Annotated in this window: 1 protein-coding gene; it reads right to left on the bottom strand. The window is 62.9% G+C overall.

What is annotated here, in order from left to right:
- Positions 1-41: 41 nt before the first annotated feature.
- Positions 42-15,073: non-ribosomal peptide synthetase (locus MAAFP003_RS12725; RefSeq protein WP_133160855.1), on the bottom strand; the 15,032-nt coding region annotated here is incomplete at its 5' end.

The following is a 15,073-nucleotide window of genomic DNA, read 5'->3' as shown; positions in this document are numbered from 1 at the left end:
CCGCCATTAGTGGATGTCCGTTGGTCGGCGCGTGCACGGGCCTAGAGCAGCCCGAGCAGACGCAAGTCGGTCGCGTACTTGATGATGGTCGATGCCGAAATGTGTGGGATGTCGTTGTCTGAACCAAGTTTCGCTTCCTTCACTGCAGCTCGGAATCGGTCCACCGGTGCGAAGGACCCGACTGTCGGTTCTGGGGGCTGGCCCTCCGTGGTATCACCCAACATCGCCAGCAACAGCGACAGCACCGAGTGGTGGCGCTGTCGCTCCGGCAGAGCCCGCAACCCAGTTTCGAATCGCTGTAACCACTCGCCGAAATCATCGATACGCTCGATCGAATAACCGGCATCGATCAGCCAGTCCACAAATTGGTCGAGCCCGATGCCGTCGTCGTGCGGGTTCATCACATGGTAGGTCTCGAACCCGTCGACCATTTGTGGCCCGAGCGCTGCGATCGCCTTAGACACGAATTCGATTGGCAGTCCGTCATAATGCGCGGGTCGCCGGTTACCGGCCGCATCAAGCTGGTAGAAGGATCGCGGTGCGAGACCGGTAGCCACCACACTGAGCACCATCCGAGTAACCATGTCCGCCAGATTGAGCTGGCCTGCATAAGTGGTGTCGGCCAATATCATGCTGCTGCGGAACACCGCGCCCGGCAGCCCGCATAGGTCGTGGGCCTCGCGCAGCAAGACCTCACCCGCCCACTTGCTATTGCCATAGCCATTGGCGTAGCTGTCGTCGACTATCCGGTGGGCGCTGATGACGCGGATATCGGCCTGCTCGGTGAACAACGAGGGCTCGATCTGGCGGCCGACGTCGTATGTCGAGACGAAGGTGTAGCGCTTGAGCTTTGTGGTGATCGCGAGGCGGATCAGTTCTGCGGTGCCCACCACATTGGGTCCGAAGAGTTCGCGGTAAGGCAAGACGAGGTTGACGAATGCGGCGGAATCGACGATCAGATCCACGCTTCCGGCCAGGCGCTGCCAAGTCTGCGGATTCATGCCCAGATTGGCCGCGCTCTTGTCGCCGGCGATGACCTCCAGACGGTCAGCGGCTAGTTCGCGGAAGCGCCGCAACATTTCCTGGTCGCCGCCGTCGAAGGTGCGGTCCAGTCGTTGCCGCGCATGGTCGTCGGACTCGGCCCTTATTAAGCAAATCAGCTTGCCTCCTTGTGGTCCGAGAAGTTTCAGCCATTCCAAGACGAGGTAGCGCCCGAGAAAGCCGGTTGCGCCCGTCAGTAAGACTGTCCTCACCTCGGGGCTCGGGACGGGCAGCGCCGGTGCGGCGGCCAGTGTGGCGGCGTCGATGAATTTGTCGAGCGTGAGGTCAGTGGCGTGCACCTCGTCGGAGTCGCCGTGTACGGAGGCGAAGTTGCGTCCGTGCGCTTGGCCTTTCACCAGCGAGCTCGTAATCACATGTTGACGCAGGCCTGCGACGGTCGGTGTCTCGAACACGGCGCGCACCAGAAGGTCAGCACCCAGCCTGGCGTTGATTGCTGCGACCAGACGCATCGCCGACAACGAATCCCCGCCCAACTCGAAGAACGAGTCGTCCACGCCGACCCGCTCCACGCCGAGCACCTGTGCGTAAATCTCGGCCAATACCTCCTCGACCGGGTCAGACGGCGCGCGGTAATCACTGATGCCCTCATACCCCGGTACCGGCAGGGCGCCCCGGTCGAGCTTGCCCGACGCGGTCATAGGGAACTCCTCGAGCACCACGAAATGCGCCGGCATCATGTAATCGGGCAACTGCTCGCTCGCCAGGCGACGAAGCGCGCTGATTGTCGTGTTGGTGTGGGGATTGTTGGTGTGTGCGGTGCGGCGGCGAGGCCCAGCGGAGTGGTACAGATCGGTCAGCGGTGAGATGTCTTGGAAAGCAGGGTCATTGGCTGGGACGAAAACGGCATCGAGCGTCCCGGATTCGGCGCCCCACGTGACAGCGGCGCTGTAGCCTGCGCTCGCGCCGACACGGTGCAATTGTTCGGGGGTAGCGACATCGCGTATGTCTAGGGCTTCGGCAAGCGCGTCGTCTAGCGGCATTCCCGCGGTAATAGCTCGTTCGATGTGGACGTCGGCGATCAGCCCGGCGCGCGGGATGCCGGTGACGCGGACGGTGTCGGGACGCTGTGACACCAAGTGGGTGCGCAGACCGCCTAGGCCTTCGCACTGAGTCCACGACCAGGCGGGAAAGATAGCCAGCGAGCGTACGGGGGTGGGCGCCTTGTAGACGACGACGTCGTAGCGATACCGGGTGAGTTCATTGTCGGCCAATTCGCGTTTGACTCGGATGTCCAATCCCGCCACCGATGGGTGGCCGGCGGCCCAGGAAGTGAAAAACTCTGGTGCCGCCAACAATTCGGTATCGCTGACCATCGCACGCTGGGCCCGTTCACGAATCGCGGCCGCGTCGCTACCCGGGTGACGGGCGATCGCGACGGCTGTTTGGAAGGCGCCCTGCAAGGTGTAGTTGCGCACGTCGCCGATAAACAGCGTCCCACCATTGGCCAGCCGTTCGAGTGCGTTGTCGAGGAGGTCGGTCAGGTACCCCCTGTCGGGAAAGTATTGGATGACCGAGTTGAGAATGACGGTGTCAAAGTAGTCGTGGGGCAGTGCTTCGGTGAGGTGGGCGGGTCTCGTCAACAACTCGACCCGATCCCGCCAGGGCAACTGCTCCAACGAGCGGGCGAGATTGTCGATTACCACCGGCGACATGTCGGTAGCGACGTAACGCTCACATCGTGGGGCGATCTGTGCCAGCAACAGCCCTGTTCCCGCGCCGATCTCGAGTACCCGTTGAGGCCGCAAGGCCATGATCCGTTCTACAGTCGCCGCACGCCATTCGATCATCTCCTCGAGGGGAATCGGTGCACCGGTATAGCTGCTGTTCCAGCCCCGGAAATCCGAACCGAATGCAGACTCTCCGACTGCGGCGCCATACACGTCGTCCCAAATATGTTGCCAGGCTTCGACGACCTTGGCGCCGTGGTCGGGGGTGGTGCCATGGTCGAGGCTGAGATAGGCGACGAGACGTTTGCCGGCGAAAGGGTCGTCGTGGGCGACGACCACAGCTTGCCTGACGCCCTCGAAGCTGGTTAGGGCCGTTTGTATTTCGCCGAGTTCGATGCGGTGTCCGCGGATTTTGACTTGCTCGTCGCCGCGACCGTGATACCGCAACTGGCCATCAGTGCCCCACGACACCAAATCACCACTGCGATACATCCGCGCACCAGGTGCCCCGAACGGACACGCCACAAACCGCAACCCCGTCAGCGACGAGCGCCGCCAATACCCCCCCCCCACACCAGCACCGGCCACATACAACTCACCCACCACCCCAGGCGGAACCAGCCGCAACCACCCATCAAGAACAAAAAACGCCGCACCCGGCACCGGCGAACCGATCGGCACCACACCAGTTTCGGGCACCAAGGGCGCACTCATCGCCACCCACATGGTCGTTTCGGTGGGGCCATACTGGTTGATCATCAGCCGTCCCGGCGCCCACTCATCGACCACCTCGGGCGGACAGGCCTCACCACCAACCAACAACGCCACCGACTCCAAACCCCGCGGCGACAACGCGGTAATAGCTGACGGGGTTTGACTGAGCACCGTGACCTGCTCGGCGACCAACAAGGCGTGCAAGTCCTGCGGTGAACGCACCACGTCATCAGGCGCCACCACCAACCGGCTGCCGTTGAGCAACGCCCCCCAAATCTCCCAACCCGAAATATCAAAACTGTAGGAATGCCACTGCGACCACACCTGCCCCGGACCCACCGGCACGCTGGCATCCAACGACATCACAAGCTGAGTGACATTACCGTGAGTAACCGCAACACCTTTCGGAGTTCCAGTAGTACCTGAGGTGTAAATCACATACGCAACATCGTCCGGCCCCGACCCCGGCAATGCGCTAGCAGGCCAGGAACCGGCGGCCAGATCATCGAGGTTGATCACCGCCACATCAAACCCGCCCAACCGGCCAGCCAGCTCGCTGGTCGTCAACACCACCAACGGCGCGGCATCACTAAGCACCAACCCGATCCGCGCATCGGGATATGCAGGATCCAAGGGCACATCCCCCGCCCCGGCCTTGAGTATTGCCAGCATCGCCGTGACCGCCTGCACTGAACGCGAACACAACAGCGCCACCAAGCATCCCCGGCCAACCCCGCGCCCAACCAGCAGATGCGCCAACCGATTCGACGCCTCATCAAGCTCTCGATAAGTGAGTCCGCGGCCCCCACACGTCACCGCCACCGCCCCCGGCGACCGGCCCACCTGCTCGGCGAACACCACCGGAATCGACCCCAATGCCGGCGACGGAGCACTCAACACCGCCCGATTACCCCACCGGGCAAGCACGCTGCGTTCCCGCTCACCAATCACATCGATCGACGACAACCGCCGCCCCGGCTCATCGACCATAGCCACCAACACCCGCCGCAACCGCTGCACCAACGTCTCAACGCTCACCACGTCAAACACATCAGTGCGAAACTCCACCGTCCCGCCGATCCCCCCAGGCTCACCAGACTCGGTGAAACGCTCAGCCAGTGAGAACATCAAATCCATGCGCGCGGTGTGGGTATCCACTGGCAGTGGCATGACACGCAACTCACCCAAAGACCCCGCTGCGGGGCCACCACTGAGTCCGGTGGTGTGTTGCCAGGCCAACAACACCTGGACCACAGGGTGGTGGGTCAACGACCGGGTGGGGTTGAGTCGTTCGACAAGCACTTCGAAGGGCACGTCCTGGTGTTCGTAGGCATCCAGGCTGCGCCGACGCACTTGGGCCAGCACGTCGGCGATAGTGGGATCGCCGGACAGATCCACGCGCAGCACCAAGGTGTTGACGAAGAAACCGATCAACTCATCCAGAGCCGGATCGGAGCGCCCCGCGATCGGGAAGCCGACTGCCACATCAGAACTCGCACTCAGCCGGGACAGCAGCACCGCCAAAGCAGCCTGCATCACCATGAAACTGGTCGCGTTATGTTCCCGTGCCAACGCAACGACCTGCTGCTGCAACTCGGCCGGCCAGTCGACGATAACCGTCGCACCACGATGATCAGCCACCACCGGGTAGGGACGATCGGTGGGAAGCGCCAATCGCTCAGGCATCCCCGCCAGCACATCCTGCCAATACGCCAACTGCGCCGCGACGCCACTGTCCTCGTCCTCGAGATCACCCAACCGGGCACGCTGCCACAACGTGTAATCGGCATACTGCACCGCCAACGGCGCCCACCCCGGCCCCTGCCCTGCACACCTGCTGGCATACGCCACACCCAAATCACGCACCAGCGGACCGAGGGACGAGCCGTCCCCGGCGATATGGTGGATGGCACCTGCTAGCACATACTCGCGCTCGTCGACACGGAAAAGCACTGCACGCAAAGGAATTTCAGCGGACAAATCAAAATGGTGCCGCACGACTCCGTCGATGGCCTCAGTCAATTTCGTCGCCGGCCAATCGGTGGCATCAACGACGACCCAACCGGAATCGACACGGTCGATCGGAAGAATCAGTTGCTGTGGTGCACCACCGGGCGCGGTAATAATCGTGCGTAGGCTCTCGTGGCGCGCTACGACATCGACTAGCGCCGCCCCCAGCGCCTCGGCATTCAAATTCCCGCACAGCCGCAACGCGATCGGCATGTTGTAAACCGGCGAAGGCCCTTGTAACTGCTCGATAAACCACAACCGCGACTGCGCAAACGATAACGGAATGACAGCAGGCCGCTCAACAGCCACCAACGGCTCACGCCTACCCTCAACCCGACCAATGCGCGGCGCCAACCGGGCCACCGTCGGCGCCTCGAATACCGCCCGCACCGAAACATCCGCATTCAAAGCCACGTTGATCGCCGCGACCAAGCGCATCACCGCCAACGAATCCCCGCCCAGCTCAAAGAATGAGTCGTGTACCCCGACCCGCTCCAGGCCGAGGACTTGGGCATAGATGCCCGCCAAAATTTCCTCGACAGGACCACCTGGGGCCTGATACTCAGCACTGCTGTATTCCGGTGCCGGCAACGCGGAGGTGTCGAGTTTGCCGTTGGCCGTCAACGGAATCGTGTCAAGAACCACGACCGCCGCCGGCACCATATAGGCCGGCAACCGCTCGCCCAGTTCAGTGCGGACACCATCCAAAGCAACAGCCCCCGTGGACGATTCAGTGACGTAACCCACGAGCCGCTTCACACCGGACGAATCCTCGCGGGCGATCACCACGGCCTGATCCACCCCGGCCACACCCGCCAACGCACTACGCACCTCCCCCAGTTCGATGCGGTGTCCGCGGATTTTGACTTGCTCGTCGCCGCGACCGTGATACCGCAACTGGCCATCAGTGCCCCACGACACCAAATCACCACTGCGATACATCCGCGCACCAGGTGCCCCGAACGGACACGCCACAAACCGCAACCCCGTCAGCGACGAGCGCCGCCAATACCCCACCCCCACACCAGCACCGGCCACATACAACTCACCCACCACCCCAGGCGGAACCAGCCGCAACCACCCATCAAGAACAAAAAACGCAAGGTGCTCCAACGGCACCCCGATAGGGCTGGCGATACCCTCGAGGTCGCCGGCCCCGATTTCGCGGAACGAAGCGTGCACAGTGGTTTCGGTAATGCCGTACATATTGATCAGCCGCGGCGCATCCGCATGACGGTCCAGCCACGACCCAAGACGCCGTGGCTCAAGCGCTTCCCCACCGAACACCACCGCCCGCAACGCAAGCTGCTGACCCAGCGCGGGCTGCAACCCATCAGCGGACTGCAACGCATAAAACGCCGACGGCGTCTGACTCAACACCGTGACCCGCTCAGCGACCAACAACGCATGCAAGTCCTGCGGTGAACGCACCACGTCATCAGGCACCACCACCAAACGCCCACCCGACAACAACGCACCCCAGATCTCCCACACCGACACATCGAACGCCAAAGAATGACACTGCGACCACACCGAACCGACATCGTTCGATGCTTTGCGCCCTCCAGTGGCCAACAGCTGGCTGACGTTATCGTGCGTGACGGCAACGCCTTTAGGGGTTCCGGTGGTGCCTGAGGTGTAAATCACATACGCAACATCGTCCGGCCCCGACCCCGGCAACGCGGTCGCCGGACCTTCCTGGATGGCCGGCTCCTCGACGTTGATGACCGGCAAGCCGTAGTCGGCTACCCGCTGCTCCAATCCTGCCGTCGTGAGCACCGCAACCGGTGCCGCGTCAGCGAGCATGAAATGCAACCGCGCCGCCGGCACCGCAGGATCGATCGGCACATACCCCGCCCCGGCCTTGAGTATTGCCAGCATCGCCGTGATCGCCTGCACTGAACGCGAACACAACAGCGCCACCAAGCATCCCCGGCCAACCCCGCGCCCAACCAGCAGATGCGCCAACCGATTCGACGCCTCATCAAGCTCTCGATAAGTGAGTCCGCGGCCCCCACACGTCACCGCCACCGCCCCCGGCGACCGGCCCACCTGCTCGGCGAACACCACCGGAATCGACCCCAATGCCGGCGACGGAGCACTCAACACCGCCCGATTACCCCACCGGGCAAGCACGCTGCGTTCCCGCTCACCAATCACATCGATCGACGACAACCGCCGCCCCGGCTCATCGACCATAGCCACCAACACCCGCCGCAACCGCTGCACCGACGTCTCAACGCTCACCACGTCAAACACATCGACGTCGTACTCGACGCGCAGCGCCAGTTCGTAACCGGGAGTGGCTTGCACGGTCAGCGGGTAGTGGTTGTGTTCTCGGCTGGTTAACCCGGTGACGGTGACTTCCTGCGTGTCGAGCAGTCCGGCCGTGTCGATGGGGTAGTTCTCGAAGACGAACAGGGTGTCGAACAGCTGGGCGTGGCCGGTAGCACCGTGAATCTCGTTGAGCGCTAGATGATGATGGTCGATGGTGTCGTTGTGGAATCCTCGCAGTTGGTTTAGGAGGTCGGTAACGCTGGTCGTTGCCTCGACACGCGCCCGGACGGGCACGGTGTTGATCAGCAAGCCGACCATCGATTCCGCACCAATCACATCGGCGGTCCGCCCAGACACCACGGTGCCGAAGGCTACGTCGAATTGACCAGTAACAACCGTGAGCAACTGTGCCCACGCGGCCTGCAAGACGGTACTCAAGGTGGTGTGACACGACCGTGCCAACTCACCTAGTGCCTGGGTGATCTCGGCTGAGACTCGTGCCGATCCGACGCCTCGTCGCCCGAACGTCAACAGCCCTGGCGAGGAAAGCAGGGTGGGAATCTGGAAACCATCGAAGGCCTTGGCCCAAACTGCCTCAGCCGCAGCGCGATCTTGGTCGGCCAACCAAATGAGGTACCTGCGGTAAGGCACAGCTTCGGGTAGGGGGTGCCCGTGATAGCCGCCGAGGATCTCCTGCAGCAGCACCGGCAGCGACCAGCCATCGAGCACGATGTGGTGGTTAGTCAATACCAACCGATGCTGGTCTCCTGCGGTGCGGATCAACGCGGCCCGGAACGCCGGTTGATCGGCGACGTCGCAGACCGCGATGCGCTCAACAGCGCACAGCCGCTCGATAGTGGCGTCGAAGTGGTTGTCGGCCCTGAGATCCAGGTATTGCCAGGCAAGATCTGGATGGGCAGGAATGACCTGCACCGGTTCGCTGAACGATGTGCAGAAGTCAGCGACAAGATGAGGATGCCTCTTTATGACTGCCTGCACCGCGTCCCGCAGCCGGTCCTGATCCAAGGCACCGGACAGAGCGATGTCGAGCTGCACTGCATACAGATCATCCTTCGATCCCTCCGCAATAGTGGCGTGGAATAGCAGGCCCTGCTGCAAGGGGGTCAAGGGCAGCACGTCCGCGATCCGATATTGCAGTTGCAGTTGGTCGATCTGCTGCTGGCTCAGGCGCGTTGGAACGATGTCCGAGGGACTCAGACCACCCCCACCGCGACGGACGTGTGCACAGATGCCCTGCAGTGCTTCAAACCATAACCGGCCGAGCAGGTCCATCCTCTCGTCGTCGAGTACCGAGGGCGCCCATGTCCAGTTGGCGTGTAAGCACGGACCGGCCTTGGTTTCGATGGTTGCCGAATCGAGGCTTACCGCATGTATCAACGACATGGGTATCGCCGAAGCGGCGCGAGCAAAAGACATGGCGTCCGGGTCGATAAGCCACAGTCCGTCGGAGAACTCGGCGGTACTCCCGGCTAGGCGCCCCAGGTAGTTGAACCCGATCGCGGCGTCGGAACCGCGTAGGTCTACGTCAGGATTCGAATAGCGCAGTAAGCCGTAGGTCAGCTCATCGGGCAGGCTGCGCAGCTGCTCCTTGACATCATTGACGACCGGCCCAAGTGCGGCATCCCCGGAAATGACTTGGATCCAGGACAGTTCACCGGCCGCGAGCGCAACCGGGTATTTGGCGGTGAACCACCCCACCGTTCGCGATAGGTCGACGTCGACGCCGACTCCTTCGTAACGGCCGTGACCCTCGACATCGACGCCGATCGGCGCACCTCGGGTACCGAGGAACTCGTTGCACGCCAGTCCGAATGCAATCAGCAAGATGTCTTGCACACTCGCGTGAAACGCCCGGGGCACCGGACCGAGTAGCTGCCGCGTAGTGTCGGTGTCCAACGACGCTGACAACCGCCCCGCTGTGGCGCAGGTGTCCACGTAAGGAGTCGCGGCCGATAACACCGGCGGGGTCGCCGCAACCTGACGCCATGCGGCCGCGAGCTCCACTACCGGGTCGCTGCACGCGTACTCGCGCAGCAATGTCGCCCAGGTGGCAAACGACGTTCCACCCGACGGCAACACTATACTCTGCCCGCCACAACGCTGAGCCCATGCAATGTTGATGTCTTCCAACAGGATTCGCCACGACACCCCGTCGACAGCCAAATGATGAGCGATCAAAGCAAGCTGATCCGAGCCAGTCGCCCACACCGCACTGAGCATGATCCCGGCCCCAGGATCCAGCCGAGATCGCGCCGTCACCAACGCATCCTCGGACAACGCATCCACCGACTGCAGACAGTCCGCAGCCCGCACCGATCCGACCTCGGGCACCACCAACGACCAACCACCAGCCCCGTCGTCGTCAACCCGCAGCCGCAACGCTGCATGTCGATCAAGCAGCGCCTGCAGCAGAGCGACGACGTCGGCCTGGGTCACCTTTGCCGGGGCCCGCACCACCACCGTCTGGTTGAACTCATCGACCGCGCCCTCCACATCGTGCAGCCAACTGATGATCGGAGTGACGAGCACTGGACCGACCCCCGCATCAGCAACGCCTGATTCACTGCCGGTGGAGGTCACGACTCGGGCCAGTTGGGCCACGGTCTGCTCGACAATCACGTCCCGCGGCCGACACAACAGGCCAGCGGCCCGTGCGCGAGACACCACCTGCATCGACATGATGCTGTCTCCACCTAAGTCGAAGAACGACTCGTCGATACCTACCCGCTCCACACCCAGCACTTGGGCGTAGACGCCCACGAGAACCTCTTCCACCGCAGTACGTGGCGCCCGGTAGGGCTCGTGGCCCCGATACAGGGGTGCCGGGAGAGCGCGGATGTCGAGTTTGCCGTTGACCGTCAGAGGCAGTGCATCGAGAACCACGATCGATGCCGGCACCATATACGGCGGAAGCAGGCCGACGAGTTGAGCCCGCATTCCGCTAGGATCGACTGACCCCATAAATGATTCGGTGATATAGGCTACCAGCCGTTTAACACCAGACGAGTCCTCGCGGGCGATGACGACCGCCTGATCCACCCCCGCCATGCGGGTTAACGCACCACGCACTTCGCCGAGTTCGATGCGGTAGCCGCGGATCTTGACCTGTTCATCCGCACGCCCGAAATACTGCAGCTGGCCATCCGGGCCCCAGGACACCAAATCCCCGGTGCGATACATCCGCGCACCCGGCGCCCCGAACGGACACGCCACAAACCGCGACCCCGTCAATCCCGAACGCCGCCAATACCCCACCCCCACACCAGCACCGGCCACATACAACTCACCCACCACCCCAGGCGGAACCAGCCGCAACCACCCCTCAAGGACAAACACCGCTGCGCGCGATATCGGCACGCCGATAGGCACCAAACCGGCCCCCGGTGTCAGGGGAGCACTGATCGAGGCGCATACGGTGAGTGCGGTTGGGCCATAGGCATCGATCATCACCCGCCCAGAGGCTGCCCACCGATCCACTATCTCGGTGGGGCATGCTTCACCGGCCACCACGACCGCCGTGGATTCCAGCCCTTCGGGCGAGAGCATCGCCACCGCGGACGGAGTGGTGGTAAACACACTGACCTGTTCAGCGATCAGCAGCGAGTGCAACTCCTCGGGGGTAGCTGCAACGGATTCGGGTATGACCACCACGCGTCGGCCCTGCAGTAGCGCCCCGAAGATTTCCCAAACCGAGTAGTCGAAGGCCGTGGAATGACTCTGAGTCCAGGTCCGCCCCGGCGGCAGGCTTTCGTCGAGTGCTCCGGCGAGCCACACGACGTTGTGGTGGGCGATGGCAACGCCTTTCGGCGTGCCGGTGGTGCCGGAAGTGTAGATAAAATAGGCGATATCATCTGGCGCCGGAACAGGTGGGACCGTCGCTGGCTGGGTGTCCATCGCAAGGTCATCGAGCTCAATGACGGGCCCTGCGAACTCGCTGAGCCGTGAGCGCAGAGCCGCGGTGGTGACGACCGCTGATGGTGTCGCGTCGGCGAGGACGAACTCGACACGCGCCGGCGGCAGGACCGGGTCGATCGGCACATAGGCGGCCCCGGTCTTGAGTACAGCTAAGATCGCGACGATCGCCTCATCGCAGCGCCGAAATACCAAAGCCACCCGTTCACCAGGACTCGCGCCATGCCCGATCAGCAGGTACGCCAACCGGTTTGATGCCTCATCGAGCTCCCGATAAGTCATGGTGTGACCGTCGAACGTCACTGCTCCCGCGTCCGGCGCCCGCGCCACCCGTGCGGCGAACACTTCAGGAATTGAGCTCGTTCTGGACAGGGACGCGGTCAGCGCCGATCGATTGCCCCACCCGTCGACCATGTCGCGCTCATCGGAATCAAGCAGGTCCATCGATGACAGTCGCCGCGCGGAATCGGCGACCATGCAAGCTAGCAAGCGTCGGAGCCGGCCGCCCAAATTATCGATGGCTGCATCGTCAAAGGTGTTGGTGTCGTATTCGACGCGGAGACGTAGTTCACGGCCGGGGGTGGCCTGCACCGTCAATGTGTAGTGGTTGTATTCGGTTGCAGTGAAATTGGTTACGACCAATCCTTGAGTGCCCAGTAGTGCAGCCACATCGATCGGATAGTTCTCGAATACGAAAAGGGTGTCGAACAGTTGGTCGTGGCCGGTGACACGCTGGATGTCGGCGAGCGCCAAATGCTGATGCTCGAGGGTGTGGTTGTGAGCGGACTGCAACTGATTCAACAAGCCTGAGACGGTGGTGGTAGAGGTGATGTTCGCCCGGACCGGCACCGTGTTGATCAGCAGGCCAACCATCGCTTCCACACCGGCAACGTCGGTCGACCTTCCCGACACGCTCGTCCCGAAGACCACGTCGTGCTGTCCCGTCATCTCGATCAGCAGCTGCGCCCACGCGGCCTGCAATACCGTGCTGACCGTGGTGCGTTGGTCGCGCGCCAACTCGCTAACGGCTCCTGAGGTCTCCGCTGAGACCGCGAAAGACTTGACGCCTCGTCGCCCGCGGTCCAAGCGCCCCGGAGAGCCGACGAGAGTGGGGGTTTCAAAACCGGCCAACACCTCCCCCCAGGACGCGCGTGCGGCTTCCAGATCGCGGCCGGCCAACCAGCTCATGAACCTGCGGTAGGGCGTGGGTTCGGGCAACCGGTGCCCGTTGTAGCTGCTGAAAATCTCCTGTGCCAGAACCGGTAGAGACCAGCCGTCGAGGACGATGTGATGGTTTGTCAGCACCAGCCGATGCCGATTATGCGTAACGGCGACGAGCGCAGCCCGAAAGGGCGGTTGGCTGGCGAGATCGCAGACGGCGGCCCGCTCGGCAGCACATAACTCTTCGATCTGCTCACCGACGTCGAGTTCGACGTATTGCCAATCGATTACGGGATCCGACGGGATGACCTGCACCGGCCGATCGAATTGGTCACAGAATCTCGCCACCAAGTTGGGGTGGCGGCTGATGCTGGTCTGCACCGCATCGCGCAGCCTGTCCCGGTCGAGAATCCCGACCATCGTGATGTCCAGCTGTACCGCGTAGACGTCCTCCCCCGAACCGTTCGCGAGTGTGGCGTGGAAGAGAAGACCCTCTTGTAGGGGCGTTAGAGGTAGCACATCAGCGACCCGATATTGCTGCTGCAACTCGTCGATCTGCCGTTGACTCAGCCGAGTAGGGACGATGTCGGAGGGGGTCAGTCCGCCCCCGCCCTCGCGGACATGGGTGCAGATGCCGGCCAAGGCGTCGAACCACAGCCGGCTCAGGCGGGTGATGTGCGCACGATTCAGAGCCGACGAAGCCCATCTCCACGCGGCGTGCAGACACGGGCCCGCTTCGGCATCCATGGTGCCGGCATTCAGCTCAACGGTGTGCGGCAACGGCGTTGACACAGCCGCGGCCACATTCGTCGCCCATAAGCTGTGCCCGCTGACACGCCACAGTTCGTCGGATACCCTCCCTGCGCCTGCTCCGAGACGCCCCAAGTAGTTGAACCCGATCACCGGGTCCGGACCGCGAAGATCGGCGTCGGGATTCAAATATCGCAGCAAGCCGTAGGTCAGGCCGTCAGGCAAGGCGCGCAGCTGTTCCTTGGCATCCTTGATCACTGTCCCCAGTGCCGCGTCACCGCCACAGACCTGTTCCCAGGGCAGCTCACCGACTGCCAGCGCCACTGGGTATTTGGTGGTGAACCATCCCACCGTCCGCGAAAGGTCGCTATCGGCGACCATTTCCTCGTGGCGTCCATGGCCCTCAACGTCGATACCGATCGACTTCCCGGCTGCGTCGAGGAATTCTTTGCAAGCCAACGCAAATGCGATTAATAAAATCTCCTGTACCCCAGCGTGAAACGCCGCAGGCACCTCACTGAGCAGCTGGCGGGTCGTGTCGGAGTCCAACGAAACTGACAGCTGACCGGCCGTGGCATGGGTGTCCGTGTCGGGATGAGCCGCCGGTAGCGTCGCAGGAATCGCTAAGACCTCGCGCCATGATTCGGCGAATGCCAGCAGCGCAGGACTGCGGGCATGCTCTGCCAACAACGACGACCAGCGGGCGAATGACGTGGTGGGCGCCGGCAAGCAGACGGGCTGCCCGCTGCGGAGTTGAGCCCAGGCGACGTTGATGTCTTCCAACAAGATCCGCCATGACACCCCGTCGACCGCAAGGTGATGAATGATCAACGCCAACTGCCCGGTGTGGGGCACCCACAGCGCGCTGAACATCGAACCTGCGGCCGGGTTCAATCGCAATCGCGCCGCCAGCAGCGCCTCTTCGGACAACACGTCCACCGAGTGCAGACAGTCCTCAATCCGCACCGATCCGACCTCGGGTACCACCAGTGACCAACCATTAGCTACGTTTTCGGCGGATTTCAGCCGCAACATGGCATGCCGATCGAGTAGTGCTTGCAAAATCGCCGACACGTCGGATTCGCTTACTCCCGCTGGGGCCTGCACCACCAGCGTCTGGTTGACCTGGTCGGTCGGGCCCCGCATGTCGTGCAACCAGCGCATGATCGGCGTCGCCACGACCGGACCGACACCCTCGTCGAGGACATCCGGCTCAGTACTAGTGAAGACGGCCACTTGGGCCAGACCGGCCACCGTCTGCGCGACGAACACGTCTCGAGGCCGACACAGGACCCCAGCAGCGCGGGCGTGTGCCACCACCTGCATCGACAAGATGCTGTCGCCGCCGAGATCGAAGAATGAGTCGTGTATTCCGACCCGCTCCAGGCCGAGGACTTGGGCATAGATGCCCGCCAAAATTTCCTCGACAGGACCACCTGGGGCCTGATACTCAGCACTGCTGTATTCCGGTGCCGGCAACGCGGAGGTGTCGAGTTTGC

The organism is Mycobacterium ahvazicum, from assembly GCF_900176255.2.
GTDB classification, from domain to species: Bacteria; Actinomycetota; Actinomycetes; order Mycobacteriales; family Mycobacteriaceae; genus Mycobacterium; species Mycobacterium ahvazicum.
This window is presented reverse-complemented; position numbering and strand designations above follow the sequence as displayed.